This window comes from Sapientia aquatica, assembly GCF_004358105.1.
GTDB classification, from domain to species: domain Bacteria; phylum Pseudomonadota; class Gammaproteobacteria; order Burkholderiales; family Burkholderiaceae_D; genus Solimicrobium; species Solimicrobium aquaticum.
Map to the genome: position 1 here is coordinate 103,935 of NZ_SMYL01000002.1, position 22,242 is coordinate 126,176.

Here is a 22,242-nt window from a genome sequence, read left to right on the forward strand (position 1 = left end):
GACGTACATAGTGCGCTAATACCAGCGTTTTGCAGTAGGCGAATGTTCGTCATCGCACCGAGCGCAAACTGATCATTATTTATAGTTCTTGTTGGACTTCATCCCCGACCAAAATCACTCTACATCGATCCCACACTAGGAGAATCAAGATGCTCTTCGATACCTACACTGCCCGTAAGTTGGTACTGCGTAACCGCATCGTTATGTCCCCGATGACGCGCAATCGGGCTTTGCACGCCAATACACCGAATCAATTAATGGCGCAGTATTACGGCCAACGTGCAGATGCCGGTTTGATCATCACCGAAGGTACATCGCCATCACCTAACGGCTTGGGTTACGCCCGCATTCCGGGTATGTTTAATTCCGAGCAAGTCGAAGGCTGGAAGTTGATTACTAAAACCGTGCATGACAAAGGCGGGAAAATCGTATTGCAATTAATGCATACCGGTAGAGTCAGCCACACCAGCAATCTACCGCAAGGTGCGGAAGTCATCGGCCCGAGCGCGGTCGTTTGTCCGGGCGAAGTGCATATTTATAACGACGGTGTGGAGCCATACAGCTTGCCGCGTGCCATGACGGAGAGCGATATTAGTCAAACCGTTGCGGAATATGCGCGCGCTGCTTCATTAGCAATGGAGGCTGGCTTTGATGGGGTAGAGCTGCATGCGGCCAATGGCTATTTAATCGAGCAATTCTTAAATCCGCTGATCAATTTACGCAAGGATAAATACGGTGTGGATATGACTGGCCGCAATCGTTTTGCGTTAGATCTAGCCCACGCGGCTAGCGCGGCAATTGGGGCAGAGCGAGTCGGAATTCGCTTGTCGCCTTATGGGAATTTCAACGGCACAGGCGCTTTTCCTGAAGTGGACGAACAGTATTTAGCGCTAGTGCAGGCCTTGTCGACGTTAGGTTTGTTGTATGTGCATTTGCTAGATCATTCCGCAATGGGCGCGCCGCCAGTCCCTGCCGAGCTGAAAACTCGTCTGCGCAACGCTTTTGACGGCCCATTTATTGTGGCCGGCGGCTTTAATGCGGCCACTGCAGAACAAGCTTTGGTCGACAATCAAGCCGATTTGATTGCTTTTGGTCGTCCGTTTTTAGCCAATCCCGATTTGGTTACCCGCTTAAAAACAGGTGCCGCGCTCAATATTCCAGATATGGAAACTTTTTATACGCCTGACGCAAAAGGCTATACCGATTACCCAGCGCTGGATTAATTCATTCAGGTGTTGGGCGCAGCGCTCAACACCTGTTAATTCCGCAGTCGATCAGCCTCGGAAAATATCAAACGGTTCGATCATCAACACCTTTCTAATGCCAAAGTAGCTCGAAATCCCGGCAATTAAAATCACCATCCCAAACGCTGATTCCAAATTCATAAACGTAATCGTTGAGGCATAGTTAGGCATATTCCACTTGGCTAAGGTAATCATTAAGGTTACTAAACCAATGCCTAAGCCGTATCCGGTGATGCAGGTAAAACTAGCCATAAATAAAATCATCACGATCAATTCGCGACTCTTTGCGCCTATTGCTTTGAGTGCGCCGAATTTGTCCACGTTTTCAATCACGAAGGTATAAAAGGTTTGCCCTGAGATCGACAATCCCACCAAAAAAGCAATCGCGGTCATCATTAAGATATTGGTGCCGATACCAGTTTTGTAGGTGTAATAGTCGGCAATGCGTTGATTAAATTCGTCTTTGCTGAGCGCGATATAACCCAGATCAGCTACCTTCTTTTTAATCGAAACCAACGCTGCTGGACTTTTTGCTTGTGCCAATACATAGGAAATAGTGAAGCGCGGACTAGGTATGTATTCGATTGCCCGGCTATAGGTGGTGTACAACGTTGGAATCCCGTTTAATCCGTTCGAAGCGACTTTGGCGATGCCAACGATTACGCCGCGGTGATCATTTAATTCAAACACAGTACCGACTTTGGGATTATTTAATTTATAGAATTCGGCATCATTGACGGCGATAAAGGAGTTGTCGGCGTAAATGTCCAAAATATTGCCCTGCTCCAGTTCAGGCCGTCCGAACAAGCTAGTGTCATCGAGACCCACGACTACAACGGATTGAAAAATCCCATTCTCCAACCTAAGCTGCGCTCCACCGATATACAGCGGCGCTGCATAAGTGACGCCATCCATACTCAGCACTGCATCCAATAAATAGTCGGGCAAGGGAATAGATGAACTGGCGGTGTTGACCGCTGGATCCATAATCCAGAGATCGGCCCCGATATTGGTTACGGTGGAATAGGCCCGATTCAGAATTCCTGCAAACATCGACGTCATTTGCACCATCAAAAATACCGAAAACGTAATCCCGATTAACAAAGCGGTAAATTTTGCCTTATCGTTGACCAGCAGCTTAAAGCCGATGCGTATGATGCCGCTGTATTTCATGGCGCGGCTCCGGTAATTGCTGCTTGATCTGCATTCCACCAGCCACCACCGAGTGCCACGTACAACGCGACCGTATCCTGGTAGCGCTGCACCAAGGCTTGTAGATAGTTAATTTTCGCTTGGTGTAATTGCACATCAGCCGCGAGTACATCGGCATAGGCGGTCAGACCGGAAGTGTTAGTGACTTGCAGTAGCTGCCAATTGGTGAGCGCATAACTTTGCGCTGCCCACTGCGCCTGATTATTTTCAGCGTCGTGTTCCAAACCGTTAAGCGTATCGGCTACTTGGGCGAATGCTAGTAAAACTGTTTGTTGATAATTTCCCTGCGCTGCGTCGAACGCATCGATAGCTGCCTTGCGTTGGTACCATAAAGTCCCACCTTGAAAGATAGGAATCGCAATCGACGGACCAAAGCTCCAGAAGCGCCCGCCCGGTAACGATAGATGATGAACATTGTTTCCTGCTACGCCATAGCTGGCCGATAAACTAATGCTGGGAAACAGCGCCGCTGTGGCGACGCCAATATTGGCACTGGCGACATGTAAGAGGGCTTCGGATTCTAAAATATCGGGACGCTGCCTGACCAACTTTGACGGCAAACTCAGTGGCAAATTAGTGGGTAATTCCAATTCGGAAAATTCAATATCAAGCAACTTGGCATTAGCGGGTAGCACGCCTTCTAAGATCGCTAACAAATGTTCGCTTTGGTCATACTTCAATCGGAGCGACGCTAAATTCGATTGACTGGCGCTAATCGCACTTTGTGCAATTAAAACGGTTGAATAAGCCGCTGTGCCCGCTTGATATTGCGCTTGGCGGGCCTGTAATTGTTGCTGTTGCAGCGCGATTAATTGCTGGGTAAGTTGGATTTGGCTGTGATAAGCAGCGCGTGCGATTGCGGTATTGACGACATTAGCGGTGAGCGTTAAATAAGCGGCCGTGGTTAAGTGCTGCTGATACTCCGCTTGCGCTTTCAGGCCTTCGACCATGCGCCGTTCACCGCCAAAAATATCGAGTGGGTAACCGATAGATCCGCTGACGGTGACCAAGTTATAAATACTGCCTTTGCTGTCTAATCCGGTTTGAAGCGGCGCGGAACGGGATCGGCTTGCTCCCGCATCCAACTCGACGGTTGGGAAAAAAATCCCATAGCCCGAGCGTAAATTATCCTGACTCTGGCGTAGCGTGGCGTTCGCCGCTTGGATGGTCGGATTAGCGCTTAAGGCTTGCTGCACTAAGGAATTGAGTTGGGTAGATTTAAATAGCATCCACCAGTTGTTGTGAACTTCAGACGAAATATCGACATGTTGACTGACCTGTGTTGCGCCGCCAATTCCATTGGGCGCAATCGCTACAAGCGGTACTTTGGTGTACTGCGTCACGTTAGGCGCAACGGGACTTACAAAGTCTGGCCCAACTGCGCAACCGCCTAATATCAGCAGCAATAACCATATCAATAAAAACAACAGCGAACCGCTAGGATGTTGGATTGATCGGGAACAGAGAAATCGTGCAGCAATATTGAATAAAGCCGGAGCTGATGCATTCATTATTTTTTTCCAATAAATACGTCAACCTGCTGACCGGGAAATACTAATGGCACATCTTTTTTAGCGAATTTAAAAATAATCGGCAAGACCCGCAAATCGACTTTCTCTTGACGTTGATTCGATAGCTCGATCTTTGGAGAGACCAACGGTTGAATCCGCACAAATTCTAGGTTGACCTTTTGCGTGCTGCCGCGAATTTGCATCTGCGCTTTCATGTGATTGACATCAGGAATGCGCGACAGCAGGATTTCATCGACGAAGCAGCGCACGGCCAGATACTCTTGCGGAGTGCCAAGCACCAAGACCGGATTACTGCCTTGGGTATAAGTGTCATAAGCGCCGGCTGATGAAACATAACTGCCTATGCTGGCATTGACCGCTAACACCACACCGTCGGCTTGCGCTTTGATGACATATTTAGCGACTAAGGCCGTGGCCGAGAAGTAAGCTTGTTTGGCAGCATCGCTTAGTTTTTGTTGACTTTTAATGTCGTAACTCCATGCGCCCGCTTTGGTGAGCAGGTATTGTTTATTCGCTAAAGCTAACGTGGTGCTAGCTTCTAAAACGGTATTTTTGGCCGTATCGACAATATCTTTGCTAATCGAACGCGGATCGAGTTGGTATGCCACTTGCCGTTTGGCGTATTGATCCTCGGCAGTTTTTAATGCCGATTCGGCTTGTGCGACTTGCGCTTGGCTAATGGCTAAAGTCTCTTTGCGCGGTTGCGCTTTTAATTCTTGCAGCAACTCCAGCGCTGATTCCGATTGCAACCGTAATTGTTCGGCCGTGGCTTTTTGTACCGAATCATCGATTGATAGCAGCAATGCCCCAGCCGCAACCGTTTGGCCTTCATGCACCCATATTTTAGTAATTGGCCCTGCAACTTCAGGGAAGATAGAAATATTTTCGCCCGACTCTTGATCACTCTCTATCATCCCATTGGAATAAATTGCCGATTCGTAGGGATTGCTGGTTGGAGTAAAAACGGGTGGCTGCGCGGTGCGCACAATGCCGAAAATATAGGCGCTAATTAAACCCGCAATAATGCCCAAAACCGCTAGGCCAAAGATGATGTTGTTTCTCATTCTGTGCCTTTATCTAATCCGGTGATGCGTCCGTCTTCCATATGGATGATGCGATCGGCAAAGTCATTAATCCGGTTGTCGTGTGTGACGATGATGATGCAGCGATGTTCATTAAGAACTTGTTCTTTGACGAATTGCACAATCAAGCGACCGGTATCGCCATCGAGCGACGCCGTTGGTTCGTCAAAGATTAAAATTTCTGGTCCGCTGACAATGGCGCGCGCAATCGCTACCCGCTGTTGTTCGCCGCCGGATAATTTGATGGGAAGCAGTTCTGAGCGGCCTTTTAGTCCGACAATATCCAGATATTTTTTTGCCTGAATAATTGCGTGATCCCAGTTTTCTTGCTTTAAGATCAGCGGAATAGCGACATTCTCGGCACTGGTTAAGCGCGGAAATAAATGGTAATCCTGAAACACAAAACCAATGGTGTTTAAACGAAAGTCAGCCAATTTGTCGTTGGAGTAATTCCAAATATTTTGACCATCCACGGTGACCGTTCCTTGGTCGGGTTTCAAGATGCCTGAAATCATGCTTAGCAGTGTAGTCTTGCCGCTTCCCGACGGGCCGACGATGAACAGCATTTCACCAAAATGGGCAACGAAATTGACGGCGTTGACGGCGGTCATTCTGGTTTCACCTTCGCCAAACCATTTCGTCACGTTGGTAACGACGATCGCTTCTTTATTCGCCTCAGGATGGAGTGAGATGGTCATTATTTAGCACTGCTGCTACTCCCTAATTGGAAAGACCTGACAGCATAGGCTAGGCAATAAATAGCAATAACTGATTAAACCGACGCGATTTAATCAGCTTATTTATTGCACAAATTAAATTCGGAATCTAGTACGACTAGCGCCGACCGCGTCCGCCGTGATCATCGCCACGCCCGCGACCGCGGTCGCCATGGCCATGATATTCACGTCCGCCGCCCCAATTTCCGCGGCCTAGATACACACCAACAGGTGGATCGTAGTAGGGGCAAGTTTGATATAGGCCGGGATAGCCGCAAGTATTGACGCCAAAACTAATGCCGATTTGTGCATAGGAACTCGCGCTAGCTGTCAGAACAATTGCGCCTAAACCTATCGTTAGAAATTTCATTTTCATACCATATCCTTTATTTCAAAACCAATTGAATGACTAGTGAACTCAATAACAGCGAGTGCTGCGTGCTCAAGATTTCTTCTTGTCGTGGTCGTGGTGCATAAAGACTTCATCCGCAATTTTTTTCTGCGGCTCAGACATGGCGGCATACAACGGGCCAAATACCATGGCTAATTTTTTCACTGAATCAGCATGGGCTTGTGCCACATTAGCGTAGGCGTTTAGATCGTCGATAGCGCTAGAAGTGTTGACCATGGCTTCACGTTTTTCAACAGCAGCGTCTATCAGAGTGGCGTTGTCGCGCATGGTCTTGGCAACAGTGGCCCACAAGGTTTCTTGATCGGCGGTGATTTTCAATTTAGTGTGTAATTCTTTGATGTGCTTTTCATTATTGGCTTCATGCTTAGCGCTCGCCTTAGTTGCTGTAGTGGTCGTTGTTGTGCTGGTGGTAGTGCTGCTTCCAGTGGTGGCGGTTTGGGCATAAATACTGCTAACGAATAACGATGAGACCAAAACGGCGATAATTTTTTTCATTTGAAGCTCCATAAAAAGTAGAAAAACGAGAAGTTGGCGAGCAGTCAGCGGGTAGTAAGTGATTTGCCCCAATGACTCACCATTCGACAAACTCCAAACCGGCTGAATTCATGGGCCCGTCTACGGAGGAATCCAGCTTGGAATGAAGCGAGGCAATGAAGAATGCTTGGTCGTTATTGAATCATTGCGCGCAAAAATAGTATGTTCGTTAGCGAGCATTGATTGGTGTGTTGGTTCATTGTGCAAATAATTACTATTTGTTCGGTTCCGAACAGAGCGCCGATTGGCTTTATTTGAGAATGAATGCTCCTAACTACACCATCTCATTGCCATGAACAAGAATCGGAATCGAGCAACAATCAATAAGGAAACCACGATCGATTCTGGCCGGCATACGTCAGGATTTGGGGTGATTAAAAACGGCGATGTGGTCGACAGTTTCAATTCTGGCTTTGGGATTTTGAAGTCGGCTAAAAAGCAAGCATTGACTCAGCTAGAAGAAATTCAACATAACATCCCATCCAACAAAATCGTCAAACCGCGCATTGTGCACAGCAAATTGAATGTGAAATCGGTCAAGAACAAGGAAGTGCAACCGACCGATCAAAGCATTTTTGACTCAATTGAGCGAGTCTTTGATCTGATGCGTATTTTTCCTAAAAATACTCTGCAAGTCGATGTTAAGGAAGGCTGGGTTACGCTTGCTGGCACAGTCGATTGGCAGTTTCAACACGACGCCACAATGGCGGCGATTAATCATTTAACTGGCGTGCGTGGTTTAGTCGATCGCATTCATGTGCTGCCCGACTTAAACGCGTTAGAAAAGATCACCAACTAAGGATTGCTATGCACTATAACCATGTCATTGTGTGGCTCGATCATGTGAGCGCGCAAATAATTCACTTCAACCCTGAGCAGTCGGAATTGCGGGTGATTAAATCCCATTCCTTGCAGCCGCATTTACACATCAAATCGGCATCAATCGGTGAGGGCAATGCGCCAGAAAATCGGCGCTATTTTGCCGACATTGCCAGCGATATTGAATCTGCATTGGAAATTGTCTTGGTTGGGCCAAGTAACGAAAAGCACGAATTGATGCATTACTTGACCAAACATGATCACGAGTTAGCCGCCAAAGTGGTCGGCGTCGAGGTCGTCGATCATCCAACCGACGGACAACTATTGGCCTACGCGCGCCACTATTTTGAAAAGGCCGATCTTATGCGTAGCGACCCGATGGCGGCGTTGCGTCATGCTTAGTCGATCCGGAGTATTGCGCTATCTGCCCAGAGCGCCAGACATGGACCAAAGTGCCATTGGCAAGCCGTCGATTTTGCACTCCAATTCAGTCATCGTTTATAAGCAGTGGAAGATACTTCCCTTTGCATTGCCGTTGCCCGATGGGCGCTGGTCGGCTAGTTGCGAGGTAGAGGAAATCGATGGTGACGGGCTGGAGAGCTTTCAAGGGTCTTTCCCCAATTTTGTCTCTAACAGTAAATCAGAGGCAGTTCATCTAGCCTGCGAAGATGCCAAAAAACAGATAGACGATATTCTTGCTTGTCCTGACGAGTAGCCAACCATCGATGAACGATGTAGCGAGATTTGTATGCCTCTAAATCACAGCAATAACAAAGCAGCCGTTAGCGCCAATATTAAGCAAATTGTCGATGAATGGAAGTTGTCCGGCAAAATCGGAACCAGTTCCCCGCGCTCTAAAATCCAAGCAGTGCGGCAGGCCGTAGCGATTGCATTGTCAATTTCTGATCACAATCAAAAGCGACTATATCGCAAAAAGCAGCCTGCCATTAAAAGCAAAAACATCGGTCATGCTGCGAGCTGATCTGGTACTTAGCGATATAAAGTCGCTGGCTAGCGTGAAGTATTTCCTTGGCCGCGTGAACAATTTACGGAGAAAGTCATGAGCAAAAGTAGCACCCTAGATCATCACACTATTAAAGTTTTGGACAGCACAGGCTTTAATAACAAGGTGCTATCCGCCGAGGGGCGATTCGCCGTGGAGTTTATGTCCTATGGCTGCGGTCATTGCCGTGCGATTGAGCCAGCCTTGCAGCAAGTGGCGCAAAGCATCGCGCCGGACGAAACCATTTATCAAGTCGATATTACGGCCGATCCTGATTTAGCCGATCAATACCAAGTTACGGGAACGCCGACTTTTGTCATGTTTGAAGATGGTCAAGAAGTTGGACGCGCGGAAGGCCCAAATCCTGATTTCACCAGTGTGCAGGATGCGGTTACTGCACCCTTTGTATTGTGAGCCCGCCGCTGGATTCGCTCACGTCAACTAAGCTCACTCCGCTAACCCCGCTAACTCAATCTGCTGCGATAGTGCCGATTTTGCTATTTGATGGTGGCTGCCAAACTTGCTCTGCGATTGCCGCTTGGGTGCGACGTTGCGCGACCAAGTCGGACGGTCGTCAACGCATTATTGCTCGGCCTATCGGACACGACCCAGTCGAAGTCGGGCAGTTTATTGCCGGTCTTAATATTTGGGATGCGTATGCGGTGGTGCACGTCAAAATGCCAGACGGCTCAGTCAAGCTCGGCGGGGAAGCGGTGACGGAAGTGTTACGCTGCTTGCCGATGACTAGATGGATTGCTTGGTGTTGTGATCGGCGGATTTTTGGTATTCAGCCAGCACAATTGGTGCTGAATTTGGCTTATCACATTCTTGACGATATTCGTCCGATTTTGGGATGCGATAGCTGCGGTCGCGCTAAGCCTTGGGTTCGTCCATTTGAGCGGCTAACGAAATGGGTAGCAGGGATGGGGCACGATAAAGTTCGACCGACTCAGCATTTGCATTTCAAACCGCTTCCCACCGCGCCACGTAATCCAAACCGCGAATGAAGCGGCGCTCTTTTATCCGCGTCGTTGGTGGCGGTGTAATTGTGGCAGCCACCATTGGTGGGGTGGTTTATTCTGGCTGCACCCAAAGTATGCCTGCGGGAGCCATCGCCGCTTGGAAAGGGCCAGGACCGCAAGACGATATTCGGCGTTGGTTAGTTGGCTACGCGATTTTGGCGCCGCATTCGCATAATCTGCAATCGTGGTTGGTGGACTTGAGTATTCCGAATGAAATTGGATTGAGTTGCGATTTGACGCGAGTATTACCGCAAGCTGATCCTTATGGTCGCCAGATTATGATGAGCCATGGCACGTTTCTGGAGCTATTGGATATCGCGGCGCGTGAATGTGGTTTGCGCGCCGACATTACCTTGTTTCCCGAGGGAGCATTTAGCCGTACCAAGTTAGATCAGCGACCCATCGCACAGATTCGCCTGTCGGTCGATTCTAGTGTGAGTAAAGATCCGCTGTTCGCGCAAATTGTATTTCGACTCACTAATCGCGCCGCCTATGATGCGCTGCGCAGCGTACCAGTCGATGTGCTGCAAGCCATGACCGAAAGTGTGCAAGCCTATCCGGTGCAATTTGGTTTTATCGGTCGCGATCAACCGGAAACGCTACGACTGCACCGAGAGATCGCCAACGAAGCGTGGGCAATTGAATTAACTACCCCGCGCGTCATCATGGAAACTTACAACGTGTTGCGGGTTGGTGCTGCCGAGATTGATCAGCATCGCGATGGTTTGTATGTATTAGATCGGATTCCGATTTTAATGAATCAAGTTGGTTTGTTTGACCGCAGTAAGCCTCCCGCGCCAAATGATTACGCCACCACCAGCCAAATCGCTAGCTTTGCCAGCAATATCAATACCACGCCTAATTTTTTGTGGCTGACCAGCGCGAGTAATGATCGCGTCACCCAAGTCAATGCCGGACGCGCTTATATGCGACTACAACTTGCCGCGACTGCGGCGGGAATCTCCTTGCAACCGTTGTCGCAAGCATTGCAAGAATATCCCGAACAAGCCAGTACTTACGCCAAAATCCACCGTTTGTTGGATGCCGCGCAAACACATCGCACAGTGCAAATGTGGGTGCGCGCTGGCTATGCGCCGCAGATCGGGCCAGCTCCGCGGCGCGGCGTGGAGGCACAGTTGCTTAGCGCTTCCGCTTAGTTGCTCAGTTGCTTGCGTACTTAGCGATTGACTACATCGGCGTCAGAGAGTGTTTTAAGGAATGCGATCATGTCCGCAACGTCCGCGTCGTTCCATACTGGTTTTTCGCCGCGTTTAGAGGTCATCGGCGCGTCGATCACATTAACATTGGTTCGCAACGATTTTGGTAGATCGTCAAATTTGGTCACGTTTTTTCCTGAGTGCGGATACCAACGTTGCGGATTGGTGTCGCGTTGCACATAAAATTCCAACGCCGATTTCAAGCTGTGCGAATAGCCATTATGAAAAAACACGCCACGGCTAGCAACATTACGCAAGCTCGGCGCTTTAAAGTAACCGCATAGCTCGGTATGTGAACTCAATTCAGTCCGACTCGGCCCGCACAAACCTAGATCGTAGTAATTGGGATTGGCATTGGCTTTGATCTCGGTATTACGCGGCACGCCCAAGGCTTCATATTGGAAATTGGTAAAAAGAGGATGCGAGCCATCTGCGCCTTTGGTCGCGGTGTGGCAACTGGCGCAATTGCCTTTTTCGGGATCGTTAAACAGCGCAAATCCGCGTGCTTCGCTGGCGGTGAGTTGCGCCTTGCCATCCAACACTGCATCAAATTTGCTGGAATAGGGATGGAAGCTTGGGTCGTCGAGTTCGAAGCGTTCAATGGCGAGTAAGGCGTTTTGATAAGCCTGCTCGGGCGTATCGAAAATACGGTCGCCAAACAATTGACGGAATTGCTCGGCGTAATTTGCCTTTGCTAGTTTTTGGCTGATTTCCGCTATCGACTCATTTGCCATTTCGTTTGGTGCCAAGAGCGGGAATCCTGCTTGTTGGTGCAAGCTGTTAAAGCGACCATCCCAAGCAAATCCGCCCGAGGGTGATTCTATCCCTTCACGAATCCGCTCTCCCAAACTGGCGACAAAAGGCAGGTGCCAGGTCGGCGTGCGATTGAGTACATAACGCAGTGAAGGCACAGCGCGAGCACCTTGTTGGTCCATGTGTTCACCACCCAACTGCACCGCTAAATCATTGGCGGGCGCGTAGGCGTGCGCTGGGTCGTGGCAAGTCGCGCAGGATTGTTGGCCTGAGCGCGATAAATTTTTATCGAAAAAAAGTTGGCGACCGAGTTCGGCTAATTGCTGCTTAGATTGGGTTGCCAACTGGGGTGCGGCGGTGGATGTGCTGCCGGTTTTGTTTGCTTCGGTTTGGTTGCAGCCGCTGATCGTGCTGATTAACGCACTTATTAAAACGAGCGCAGGCGGAATGCAGGGTATTTGCTGGAACAATTTCATGGAATTCTGAGGACTGGTTTGGTCAACTTGACCAGAAGATAGGGTAGGCACAGACGGCAAGTTGTCTGTGCCTAGGAGCTGCTTTTCACTACTTTATACAAGAGCCTTGGAAACGGTATTAGTTAAAAATAGCCGAGTCGTCGCCAATACGCGATAAGTTGGAATCGTTGGCGTAGCCTAAATACGCTGGCAAACCAAAGATCTGTTCCAAGCTACGCAGCATCGAATAGTGATTGTATTGCGTGGTTGAGATCGAGCCCGCTTTGACGAACGGTGACAGAATCAACGCGCCGACTTTATCACCACCGTAGTTGCTAAAGCCAAAGGTCAAATTCACACCAGTTGGTGCCACCGCTGCCGTTGGCAAACCAAACGCCGATGCATAAGCCTGAGGCAAGGCAACGCTGTAGCTAGTCGGGCGCGAGGCAGTGATGTTAGGGCCAGGTTGTTGGTTGCAGCACAGCGCGCCAGGGTAAGTTACGGTCAAGCCAGTGATTAAATTCGAGGCGTTAAACGTAAAGCTGGATGTAGATTCGCCTTCGTCAAAGGTGATGACGATCATGCCGTCTTTTTGATAAGCAGGCGACGCTTGGATAATAGGAATCCAGTATTTGAGGAAAGCATCTGGGGATGCTAGGCCGCCCGGTTGACCGTTAGCGCAAGGCGATGTGCCAGTGCCGTTACCGTCGTGACCGTCATTACACAAGTTAGGTGTAATAAATACCAAATTCGGTGTAGTCGCATAGCTGCTTAAATCTTGCCCTAATTGCGAAGTTGGGCCCGGTGTTGTAGCTGCTACTGCCGGGCTGGTTGTGGCCGTTGGAATATAGGTTGGCAGACCGACGACGTTGCATTGCGCATCCAAAGAATGGAAGTATGCAAATGGATTGTGGCGTGTTGCGTAAGCGTCGCCATATGGCACGGCAGCGCTTGGTGCTGTTCCGCTGCTGGACGGATCATACACAACGGTGGTTGAACCGACTGGAGCCGAGACTGGATGACCGCAGGAACCGGCTGGTTCGCGTGTTGGGTCATTGCCCATGTCTTCCATATAACCTTTCCAAGTTAAGCCCGCTGCCGCTAATTGATCCGGCAATGTTTTAACCGTTGCTGGATAAACGCAACCGCCAGTTGCGATAACTTGACCGTCAGGTGTTGTGCCGGTTTGTTGCACATCTAAAAACTGCTGTTTGGCACCCGCAAATAATTTCCCTAGGCCGCCCGGTACGCAATCGTTAATTGTGTCTTGGGTTGCTGCCTGACCGCTAATGAGAGAAATATAGTTGTCTAAACTAACGTGACCAGTACCGAAATATTCGGATAACAAAGCACCTTTAGGAACCAAGGTTTTTTGCATGTAAGGATTTTGTGTGCTGGAACCGAACGTATCGTTGTAGCCATGATTTTCCAACATGATGACGAACACATGTTTAATTTGGCTTGCGCTCGTCGTTGGAACGCCTAATGGTGGTACTACGATAGGCGCAGGGATCGCGCCGCTTGTGGTACCGCTACCAGAACATCCTGCTAAAAACAGCGCCGCTGCACTGAGCAGACCTGCTAAGGCATAGGTGCATTTATCTTTATGTTTCATATTTTCTCCGCAATTGGTGTGCTCGAACATTTCTTCAAATGCCGTGTTGAACTTGGGTGGTGATGATTTTTGTTCAGATAACAAACTGAACCGCTTACCGTTTGGCCGTACTTTGGAAACCAGCGAAGGATTGAAACATACAAATATGTCTTTTTAATGACAGGCAGGCATTAATATCATTTAGAAATACTTAATTAGCAATTTTAAAGACGGGCGTGAGATCACCTCCGCAGAACAAACGGCGAGGCGGAGCGAATTTTAAAAGTGGTGGGTTTGCAGAAACGAACAGGGTGGAGCGGTGGGAAACCAGCCGAAGTTAAGCGACTTCCTGACGTGCGCGCACCATATGTGCGGCGCGTTCTACGATGGCGGGTGGAACCGGTAAAAAGTTAAGTATCCAACCTATCATTTGATTCAGACCTTCAGGCGAATAGTCTTTTTGGAAGCGATACATACTGGCGCCGTGCAACAAACAGCGCAAAGCCAGCATTTCTGGATTGGTTTGACCGCTGGTAATACCGAGAACGCGCGCGTTGGCGCTTTCCATGATCGGTTCGATCGCAGCCAATAATTTGGTATCACCGCGCGCCGCCATAGAAACTTCTAACATGGCAATCGTGTCGGCAGAAGGAGGGCGCACGCGCATTGACATTAAGAACAAATACATCCGTTCCACCGGCGTGAGCGCACCGAGTGACTCCACCATGCGGGTATCTTGGGCAATCACCGATTCGATAAAAGCAGGGAATAAATCGTAGCGCCCGTTAGGGAACTGATACCGAAACGCACCGCGTGAGCATTCGCACAGTTCGCATAAATGCTCTTCGTTCCACGCAGCATAGCCCTCCAGACTCAAAATTTGAGCCGTAATGGCAAACATTTTCTGCCGAGTTAGTTGCGCTCTCGGGGTGGAAATATGGTTTTTGGGACTAGTCATAAGTTGCGTTCGAGTAACCCTGAATTATGACATGAAAGTTGCCTATTCCTAATAGTTGGTGTTGTATAAGCAAAGGTTATGGCAGCCCAATTTATCGGACGTTTCTTATTCCAATTCAGAGAAAAAATTGTCGAATTAAATAGGAATTCAATTATTTTTACCCAATGTACTGAGCCCATTAGTAAGAAACTAGCTCAACAAGCTTGTGAATTTGCCCAGTTATTATGGCGCTTCGCTGCTCAGACTTTCCGTTCGCTACGCCGCTTAAAAATTGGTTAAACGTTTACTAAAAACACCGAAGTACAAATGCGCGAATTTACTTCACAATTTGAGGATCAACATCGGTCGAGCCCGCGAAACAAGACAGAGTAGGGACCAGCCCCAGCAACACGACAACACTACTCTGCCTCATTTCATTCTCTTTAAAACGAACCAATCGATTCGTTCAACCAAGCTCTGTGCTTACCCGTATTAAAATCCAGGAGGACGCTCGCGGGCTACATCGAAATGGCGCTCCAAAGCGATGCCGACTTGGGCAATTGTACCTTCATCAAATAAGCGCCCGATCAAGGTTACGCCATAAGGCACGCGCCGAGGTGTGGCAAACTTTGGCACTGGATTGGCCGGATCAGGCGCCCAATCGCTGCGCGCTTCCGACACGCTAACCCAGCCAGTGCGCAAGGTCAGCGAAGGGTGGCCAGTATTATTGGAAATTACCAGCATCTCATCGCGCAACGAAGGCACTAACAGCAAATCGACTTCAGAATAAATCCGCGCCATCTCGACAGCCACTTTGCGCCGCATTCGATCACCTTGTACAAAATCCACCGCCGACAAGAAACGCGAACTGCGGAACACATTTGGCCACGCATCCGGCACCTGTGCTTTGAGTTGATCCACTTTGTGATCTAAGGTGATTTCTTCAAACGCGGCTGCCGCTTCGGCAAATAAAATCACGTTTAAGGAATCGTACGACCAATCAGGCAACGTGACAGGAGTCGGAATCAAGCCTAATTTTTCCAACGCTTGCAAAGCAGCGCGATCGACGTCGGTGGCGGGGTCTTCTTTCATCCAACCGGGGAAATAACCGACCTTTAAACCACGTACCGAAGCATTGGCATCAAATTCTAATTTGGCTGGCTTGCTCGCTAAGTCACCTGCATCCGGCCCAGATATCGCGTGCAACACCAGCATCGCATCTTCAACGGTACGTGTCATTGGACCTAATTTATCCAGCGACCAGCACAAGGTCATCGCACCAGTGCGCGGCACCCGACCAAAAGTGGGGCGCAAGCCTGTTACACCGCAACGCATACTCGGGCTAACAATACTGCCGCCGGTCTCGCTACCAATCGAAAAGCCCACCAAGCCAGCGGCGGTAGCCGAACCCGGTCCAGCGCTGGAACCCGAAGCACCTTCTTCTAACAACCACGGATTCATGGTCTGTCCACCAAACCAAATATCGTTTAACGCCAACGCACCCAAACTCAATTTACCCACCAACACCGCGCCCGCTTCGCTCAGACGATGCACCACCGCAGAATCTTTAGTCGGTACGCGATCTTTAAACGGTTCCGCGCCATAAGTCGTGGCAATGCCAGCGGTATCGAGCAAATCTTTCACGCCATACGGAATCCCGTGCAACGGCCCACGGTATTTACCCGCCGCGATATCTTTATCTGCCTGCCGCGCCTGCGCCAGTGCATGTTCTTCGGTCACGGTAATGACACAGCGCAGCGTCGGATTAAAACGCCGAATCCGCTCTAAATAAATTTTAGTTAAGCGTTCAGAGCTGATTTGTTTAGTCTGAATCCAGTGGGATAAATGTGTGACGGGTGAAAATGCAATGTCGGCATCCGACTTAGGCAACGGCAGCGCACTCACTTTACTGCGCACAAATTGCTCCTTGTTTGGCCCAACTTTAATCCCTGGCAAAGCCGGATTCCACAGCGTAGCCGGCACATCTGCCGCAGTCAGTTCGGTTTTGCGCGGTCCAGTGCGGCGCTCCAGCAGCCCCGCCATTAAAGTGCGCCAACTCCCACTAGCCATTTGCCGATCGGCCGCGGTCATCTCAATTTGCATCAGCTTTTCAGCCTCGGCAAAGGTCGTCACCGACACTTCAGGCCCGACTGCAGGCGCATTGCCAAACACCGGCGGCGCCCCCGCAGTCGAGGCCGCCTCCTGCGTAGTCTGCCCAACAACCCGACCCGCTCCCGCGACAGCCAACAAGCCCAACGGAGCCTTAATCAAAAACTGACGGCGTTTATTCATTTTTATCTACCTCATTGATTGGTGATGACGGATGACCAGTGGTACTACCTTTGTATTAAGTTGCTGATAGTAAATGATTGGGGGAATTTTTGTAAATTGGGATTCGGGGGAATTGTGGGACAGGGGGGCTTTGATGGAAGTGACATCTGCTTCGGAATGAATAAATAGCTTTTTAGCTACAGTGAACATGCTCAACGACCTAGCAGTGCATCGTTGTTACTAGCTCTGCTGCTTGTCGGTAGTTGAATTCCAACTTAGTTTTGAGAGTGCTTCTTCTCTACGTAGTTAATGGTCATTTTTTTCCGGTTTCATCGATAGTACGTAGCCTGAGGTGTAATCCCAACATCAACGGATAGTCTTCTGGAGCGGCATCCCAGACTACGGCAACATATCCATCAACCTTTTGCGATTTAGGATGTAATGTTGCTTTTTTTGGGTCGCCATATTCCCGATAACTTGTCCTTCCCGCGCAGGCGGGAATCAAGTCGCGATAGCGCTTTGGGTTGAAATTGCAACCTGATGGATGGCATAGAGTTTGAGGCGCGTAGATCTCAGCTCAGCTCAGTTTGTTTGCTTGATTCCCGCTTGCGCGGTAATGACGAATTTGCTAGGTGGGCCAAATTAACAAATGAAGCTCAAACTTCGGCAGCTAATTTAGCTGGGTTGGGCGATTCGACTGATTTCTCGTACACGGAGGAGTTAGCTGAATCGGTTGATCTAGCTAAATTAGCTGGTGAGGAATCGCATAAAAAATCCCAAAGATAAAAACAAGCACATTCCAACAACGCAGGTCGATCGAATAAACCACCAAACCAACCCGCGTCGTCCTCAAGCCAAGATTAAAACCCTACTTCGCTTCAGGCACCTTCTCAAACTCCGCATCCACGCTATCGGCCTGCTTGGCTTCAGCTTGGCCGCCTTGCTGTTGTCCAGCATGGTCTTTTGGCGTTTGCTCTTTGGCTTCCATTTTGTGCGCAACCACTTCCATTGAACTGGTCAGATTGGTGTGAGCTTCTTCGATGTGCTCTTTGTTATCAGCGCTCATCACTTTTTCCAATTGCGTGATGCCGGACTTAATCGTTTCCATATCGCCGGTTTCTAGTTTGGCACCGGATTCGGAGATGAATTTGTTGGCGTTGTGGATTAAGGTGTCGGCGCCGTTACGCACCTCGGCTAGCTCCTTGAGTTTGGCGTCGTCCACCGCGTGCAAGGCAGCGTCATCGACCATTTTTTGGATCTCTGTTTCGCTTAAGCCCGAGCTGGCTTTGATCGTGATGGATTTCTCTTTACCTGAGGCTTTGTCTTTGGCACTGACATGCAGGATGCCGTTGGCGTCGATATTGAAGCTCACTTCGATTTGTGGCGTGCCGCGGGTGGCGGGTTGGATGCCTTCTAGGTTGAATTCGCCCAAGGTTTTGTTGCCCGCGGCGATCTCACGTTCACCTTGAAAAACTTTGATGGTGACCACCGATTGATTATCGTCGGCAGTCGAAAAGGTTTGGCTGTGTTTGGTTGGGATGGTGGTGTTTTTCGGGATCATTTTGGTCATGATGCCGCCCATGGTCTCAATTCCTAGTGACAACGGGGTAATGTCTAGTAGCAGCAAATCTTTTTGGTCGCCCGACAAGACTGCGCCTTGGATCGCTGCGCCAACGGCTACGGCTTCATCGGGGTTGACGTCTTTGCGCGCTTCTTTGCCGAAATATTTTTTAACTTCTTCCTGTACTTTTGGCATGCGGGTCATGCCGCCAACCAAAATAATATCGTCGATGTCAGTGACTTTTAATCCAGCATCTTTCATCGCGGTGCGACATGGTTCAATTGTAGCGATGATTAAATCTTCCACTAACGATTCCAATTTAGCGCGCGTGATTTTTTGGGTTAAATGGACTGGCGCGCCATTGCTCATTGCGATGTACGGTTCATTAATTTCGGTTTGCTGCGCGGACGATAATTCGATCTTGGCGCGTTCTGCGGCGGCTTTAATGCGTTGCAATGCGATGGGGTCTTTCTTCAAATCGATACCGTGCAGTTTGTTAAATTCTGCGATGATGAAATCAATAATGCGTTGATCAAAATCTTCGCCGCCTAAAAAGGTGTCGCCATTGGTGGCTAAGACTTCAAACTGTTTTTCTGATTCGATGTGTGCGATTTCGATGATGGAAATATCAAACGTGCCGCCGCCCAAATCATAGACCGCAATTTTTCGGTCGCCTTTTTGATTTTTTTCCATCCCGAACGCGAGCGCCGCGGCAGTTGGTTCATTAATGATGCGCTTCACATCTAAGCCAGCAATCCGACCGGCATCTTTGGTTGCCTGGCGTTGCGAATCGTTGAAGTAGGCTGGCACGGTAATGACTGCTTCGGTCACTTCTTCGCCTAAATAATCCTCGGCGGTTTTTTTCATCTTACGGAGAATTTCAGCCGAGATTTGTTGCGCTGCCAATTTTTTGTCGCGCACTTCTATCCATGCGTCACCGTTCGGTGCGGCGATGATTTTGAAGGGCATGAGTTGGATATCTTTTTGGACTTCTTTCTCGCTAAATTTGCGCCCGATCAGGCGCTTAACGGCATACAGAGTATTTTTAGGATTGGTCACAGCTTGGCGTTTGGCGGTGGCGCCGACCAAGATTTCACCGTTTTCTTGATAGGCCACGATGGATGGCGTAGTACGAGCGCCTTCGGCGTTTTCAATGACTTTGGGCTTGCCGTTTTCCATCACTGCGACGCAAGAATTGGTGGTACCTAGATCAATGCCGATGATTTTACCCATGATGATTCCTTAGTTGATTATTGTGTGTTTAGTGCCTTGCAGATGTGCTTAATACGCCATCACCATGTTGTCGATCACTTTGCTCACTCCCGGCGCGGCCCAGGCTGATTTGCGAATGGCGGAGCGTTCATCCCAGTTATTAACTTTGCCGGACAGCGTTACATCGGTGCCATCAACTTGGACGGTAATATTTTTAACGTCGTTGGAAGTGTTACGTTGCAGGGCCTGTTCGATATCAGCCTTGAGCGATTTGGGAGTGAGTTTTGGGATAATTTGAATTTGGTCAAATACGCCCTTGACGCCCATCAAATAACGCACCGCGACCACGGCGGCGACTTGTTGGTATTTCCATTCCACGTCACCGGTTAAGGTGATCCAACCGTTTTCAACCATGACCTTGACAGCATCGCTTGGGATAATGGATAGCCATTGAATGACATTTTTTGCAGTCAAGGCAATGTCGGCATCCGTTCGCTCGCTGGAGTTGGCGAGCTTGACGTCCAATTGCACCGCCAACGCTTTAACGCCGCTAACGCGCTGGGTGACATGTTCAGCTTCTAGTTTTTCCGAATAGCTGGCGACACTGCCTGCCAAGGTCACGATGCCATTTTTAACTTCAACACCGATTTGCGATGCGTTGATCGAGGGCGACCAGCGTAATTCAGCAGCAACATCGTCTTTTAATTGTTCGTCGGTTTTCATAATCATTTCTTTGGTAATGAATCGGAACTTTAGCTTGCGCGGGTCGGCTGACTTGCTCTGTACGCTAGCCAGCATTATTTAGTCGTAGCGAATAAATAAGGTTTGCAAATTGACTCAGCCATAAGCGGTACAGCGCACTGAGGAACGCGGCGGGCAAGCTAACAATCGTTTGTTCGATACACTTTTTAATGGAATTGGATATGAACGATATTGCACAAGCAGAACGACTGAATCGAAAAACTCCAATAGCGCCCAGCGATATGAAAGCGATTGATGCGATCTACGAGCGCCAGTCGGTGCGCGACTACACCGCCGAAAAGCTTGATGAATCAACCGTGTTTGATTTAGTAAACGCGGCGATCCACGCGCCCACGGCGATGGATGAGGAACCTTGGGCGTTTGTCATTATTCAGGACAAAACACTGCTAAATCGGATGTCGGACAACGCCAAAAAATTGATGCAAAGCGGCTTTGAAGCCAATCTGACCCAAGGCAATAAATTGCAGCAGGAGCATTTCCTCGTGCCAGAATTTAACGTGTTTTATAACGCCACCACCTTGATTGTTATTTGCGCTAAACCGGTGAGCGATTTTGTCAGCGCCGATTGTTGGCTAGCCACGCAAAATATTCTGTTGGCCGCAACCGCCAGAAAAATCGGTAGCTGCGTGATAGGTTTGGCGGTGCAAATTTTAAACACCCCAAAATGGAAGCAAGAGCTAGGCATTGCGGAAGATATGTCGGTCTTTGTGCCGATTATCTTGGGCTTTCCTAGTAAAGAAACATCCATCAAACCGCGCAAACCAGCCAATATCTTGACGTGGAAATAAGCGCGCTATTTGGGACGAATTGGACGACTGGGGCGACTTGGACGAATGGAAGATTACCAATCGCTTTGCTGCATCAGAGCGATGACGCTGTTCTCTAAATTTTCTAATCCAAACGTGACATCAATTGGCGTGCCGTTGAGGAAGAAGCTGGGTGATGTTCTGATATTGAGTGCTTCGCCCGATTGACGCTCTTCTTTTATGCGTTGTAAATAGATGCGCTCCTTCATCTCGGCAGCGAAGCGGATCATGTCGAGTTCCAATTGCTCGGCATAATTCATCAAGGATGCCATTTTTAAATGCTCTTGATGCGTGAACAATAAATCATGCATGCCCCAAAAATGCCCTTGCGCGCCGGCTGCCTCAGCGGCTTCGGCGGCCAATTCAGCGTGCGGATGGATTTCGGTCAGCGGAAAATGCCGGTAAATCAAGCGCATCTCGTCGCCAAACACATCAATCAAATGCTTGGTCAAGAGTTCAGCCGATGCGGCGCCGGGGCATTCGTAATCGCCGTATTCCAGCAGGATAATGTCGGCAGTGGGTGAGCCTATGCTGTGATCGGTTTGGCTAAATTTATTGATTGAGCGTTTGATTTGCAGGCTGATGCTGTCCATAAGATTCCTAGGTAATGAGTGAAGGGCGGGCGGCATTAAATTGCCAAGCAGACTTTGCAGTATGGTTACTCCAGCCATCAATACAGTTCGATAGCGAACACGTCAGATTAAATTCTTTTCAGCCCAACTTTCTAACTTACGTGTGCAATCGCACAGTGCAGCCAATCATTAGCGTCTAACTTGGCATCACACCCCGTTCGAACGCTGTGTCAACCCTCTTAATCACATTAGTTAGGAATCATCATGTTAAAAGCCAGCGAAACCAGCGGTCTGCATAAAAAAGCCGCCAGTGACCACACAGAAGCCGCCAAAAACCATTTGGCTGCCGCCGATTCTCTCGATAAAAACAGCATGTTAGACGCTAAGGAAAAATCCAAAAGCGCCATGAGTTGCTGCAACGCCGCGCAAAAAAGTTCGGCCACTGCCTGTAAAAGCTCCGCGCAATAATTAAGTCATTGGCTTTGATTTGTCGTGAATTAGAGCCAATTAATCGGCGCCACAAATT

At 49.1% G+C, this 22,242-nt stretch carries 24 protein-coding genes; 11 read left to right on the forward strand and 13 right to left on the reverse strand.

Features of this window, described 5'->3' with window-relative positions; translation table 11 throughout:
• Positions 1–149 precede the first annotated feature (149 nt).
• Positions 150–1,223, forward strand: coding sequence for an alkene reductase (locus E2I14_RS04620; RefSeq protein ID WP_133325926.1), 1,074 nt, complete (start codon positions 150–152; stop codon positions 1,221–1,223).
• 51 nt (positions 1,224–1,274) lie between these two features.
• Here E2I14_RS04620 and E2I14_RS04625 read toward each other — a convergent pair whose 3' ends face one another.
• The 6 genes from E2I14_RS04625 to E2I14_RS04650 all read right to left on the reverse strand — a co-directional run bounded on the left by E2I14_RS04625 (position 1,275) and on the right by E2I14_RS04650 (position 6,693).
• A complete protein-coding gene (locus E2I14_RS04625; RefSeq protein WP_133325928.1) occupies positions 1,275–2,417 on the reverse strand; it encodes an ABC transporter permease in 1,143 nt (380 codons plus the stop codon).
• Positions 2,414–3,967 carry an efflux transporter outer membrane subunit gene (locus E2I14_RS04630; protein WP_133325930.1) on the reverse strand — a complete coding sequence of 518 codons (1,554 nt, stop codon included), beginning with the start codon at positions 3,965–3,967 and terminating at the stop codon, positions 2,414–2,416. The genes E2I14_RS04625 and E2I14_RS04630 overlap by 4 nt, the downstream gene beginning before the upstream one ends.
• On the reverse strand, positions 3,967–5,052 hold the full coding sequence (locus E2I14_RS04635; RefSeq protein WP_133325932.1) for an HlyD family secretion protein: 1,086 nt from the start codon (positions 5,050–5,052) through the stop codon (positions 3,967–3,969). Before E2I14_RS04635 ends, E2I14_RS04630 begins: the two co-directional genes overlap by 1 nt.
• A complete protein-coding gene (locus E2I14_RS04640; protein ID WP_133325934.1) occupies positions 5,049–5,768 on the reverse strand; it encodes an ABC transporter ATP-binding protein in 720 nt (239 codons plus the stop codon). The genes E2I14_RS04635 and E2I14_RS04640 overlap by 4 nt, the downstream gene beginning before the upstream one ends.
• A gap of 136 nt (positions 5,769–5,904) precedes the next feature.
• Entirely contained in the window at positions 5,905–6,162 is a 258-nt protein-coding gene (locus E2I14_RS04645; protein ID WP_133325936.1) for a hypothetical protein, read from the reverse strand.
• A gap of 66 nt (positions 6,163–6,228) precedes the next feature.
• The gene (locus tag E2I14_RS04650; protein ID WP_165967749.1) at positions 6,229–6,693 is read right to left on the reverse strand and encodes a Spy/CpxP family protein refolding chaperone; all 465 of its coding nucleotides are present in this window, start codon (positions 6,691–6,693) and stop codon (positions 6,229–6,231) included.
• A gap of 331 nt (positions 6,694–7,024) precedes the next feature.
• Here E2I14_RS04650 and E2I14_RS04655 point away from each other — a divergent pair, with 331 nt between their 5' ends.
• The 7 genes from E2I14_RS04655 (at position 7,025) to E2I14_RS04685 (ending at position 10,733) form a co-directional block, all read left to right on the forward strand.
• Complete coding sequence (locus tag E2I14_RS04655; RefSeq protein ID WP_133325941.1) at positions 7,025–7,531, forward strand: BON domain-containing protein; 507 nt, start codon at positions 7,025–7,027, stop codon at positions 7,529–7,531.
• A gap of 8 nt (positions 7,532–7,539) precedes the next feature.
• Complete coding sequence (locus E2I14_RS04660; protein WP_133325943.1) at positions 7,540–7,953, forward strand: translational machinery protein; 414 nt, start codon at positions 7,540–7,542, stop codon at positions 7,951–7,953.
• On the forward strand, positions 7,946–8,266 hold the full coding sequence (locus E2I14_RS04665; RefSeq protein ID WP_133325945.1) for a hypothetical protein: 321 nt from the start codon (positions 7,946–7,948) through the stop codon (positions 8,264–8,266). The genes E2I14_RS04660 and E2I14_RS04665 overlap by 8 nt, the downstream gene beginning before the upstream one ends.
• Positions 8,267–8,299: 33 nt before the next feature.
• A complete protein-coding gene (locus E2I14_RS04670) occupies positions 8,300–8,533 on the forward strand; it encodes a hypothetical protein (RefSeq protein WP_133325947.1) in 234 nt (77 codons plus the stop codon).
• A gap of 78 nt (positions 8,534–8,611) precedes the next feature.
• The gene (locus E2I14_RS04675; protein ID WP_133325949.1) at positions 8,612–8,968 is read left to right on the forward strand and encodes a thioredoxin family protein; all 357 of its coding nucleotides are present in this window, start codon (positions 8,612–8,614) and stop codon (positions 8,966–8,968) included.
• Positions 8,965–9,561, forward strand: a complete 597-nt coding sequence (locus E2I14_RS04680; RefSeq protein WP_165967750.1) for a DCC1-like thiol-disulfide oxidoreductase family protein — start codon at positions 8,965–8,967, stop codon at positions 9,559–9,561. The genes E2I14_RS04675 and E2I14_RS04680 overlap by 4 nt, the downstream gene beginning before the upstream one ends.
• Positions 9,558–10,733 (forward strand): Acg family FMN-binding oxidoreductase, encoded by a 1,176-nt coding sequence (locus E2I14_RS04685; RefSeq protein WP_133325953.1) that lies wholly within the window; start codon positions 9,558–9,560, stop codon positions 10,731–10,733. The genes E2I14_RS04680 and E2I14_RS04685 overlap by 4 nt, the downstream gene beginning before the upstream one ends.
• A 20-nt stretch (positions 10,734–10,753) precedes the next feature.
• Here E2I14_RS04685 and E2I14_RS04690 read toward each other — a convergent pair whose 3' ends face one another.
• The 3 genes from E2I14_RS04690 to E2I14_RS04700 all read right to left on the reverse strand — a co-directional run bounded on the left by E2I14_RS04690 (position 10,754) and on the right by E2I14_RS04700 (position 14,553).
• Complete coding sequence (locus E2I14_RS04690) at positions 10,754–12,022, reverse strand: cytochrome-c peroxidase (RefSeq protein ID WP_133325955.1); 1,269 nt, start codon at positions 12,020–12,022, stop codon at positions 10,754–10,756.
• 118 nt (positions 12,023–12,140) lie between these two features.
• On the reverse strand, positions 12,141–13,616 hold the full coding sequence (locus E2I14_RS04695; protein WP_133325957.1) for an alkaline phosphatase family protein: 1,476 nt from the start codon (positions 13,614–13,616) through the stop codon (positions 12,141–12,143).
• A 316-nt stretch (positions 13,617–13,932) separates the two neighbouring features.
• The gene (locus E2I14_RS04700) at positions 13,933–14,553 is read right to left on the reverse strand and encodes a TetR/AcrR family transcriptional regulator (protein WP_133325959.1); all 621 of its coding nucleotides are present in this window, start codon (positions 14,551–14,553) and stop codon (positions 13,933–13,935) included.
• Between the two features lie 78 nt (positions 14,554–14,631).
• On the opposite strand from E2I14_RS04700, the gene E2I14_RS04705 reads away from it, so the two are divergent.
• Positions 14,632–14,832 carry a hypothetical protein gene (locus E2I14_RS04705; protein WP_133325961.1) on the forward strand — a complete coding sequence of 67 codons (201 nt, stop codon included), beginning with the start codon at positions 14,632–14,634 and terminating at the stop codon, positions 14,830–14,832.
• A gap of 192 nt (positions 14,833–15,024) precedes the next feature.
• Here E2I14_RS04705 and E2I14_RS04710 read toward each other — a convergent pair whose 3' ends face one another.
• From E2I14_RS04710 to E2I14_RS04720, 3 genes are all read right to left on the reverse strand, one after another.
• The gene (locus tag E2I14_RS04710; protein ID WP_133325963.1) at positions 15,025–16,824 is read right to left on the reverse strand and encodes an amidase; all 1,800 of its coding nucleotides are present in this window, start codon (positions 16,822–16,824) and stop codon (positions 15,025–15,027) included.
• Positions 16,825–17,671: 847 nt separating this feature from the next.
• A complete protein-coding gene (gene dnaK / locus E2I14_RS04715) occupies positions 17,672–19,597 on the reverse strand; it encodes a molecular chaperone DnaK (protein WP_133325965.1) in 1,926 nt (641 codons plus the stop codon).
• Between the two features lie 48 nt (positions 19,598–19,645).
• Positions 19,646–20,299 (reverse strand): BON domain-containing protein, encoded by a 654-nt coding sequence (locus E2I14_RS04720; protein ID WP_133325967.1) that lies wholly within the window; start codon positions 20,297–20,299, stop codon positions 19,646–19,648.
• Positions 20,300–20,499: 200 nt separating this feature from the next.
• Between E2I14_RS04720 and E2I14_RS04725 the strand changes: the two genes are divergently transcribed.
• Entirely contained in the window at positions 20,500–21,126 is a 627-nt protein-coding gene (locus tag E2I14_RS04725; RefSeq protein WP_206105581.1) for a nitroreductase family protein, read from the forward strand.
• 53 nt (positions 21,127–21,179) lie between these two features.
• On the opposite strand, the gene E2I14_RS04730 is transcribed toward E2I14_RS04725, so the two are convergent.
• On the reverse strand, positions 21,180–21,737 hold the full coding sequence (locus E2I14_RS04730) for a DsbA family protein (protein ID WP_165967751.1): 558 nt from the start codon (positions 21,735–21,737) through the stop codon (positions 21,180–21,182).
• Between the two features lie 243 nt (positions 21,738–21,980).
• On the opposite strand from E2I14_RS04730, the gene E2I14_RS04735 reads away from it, so the two are divergent.
• A complete protein-coding gene (locus tag E2I14_RS04735; RefSeq protein ID WP_133325971.1) occupies positions 21,981–22,184 on the forward strand; it encodes a hypothetical protein in 204 nt (67 codons plus the stop codon).
• Positions 22,185–22,242: the final 58 nt, after the last annotated feature.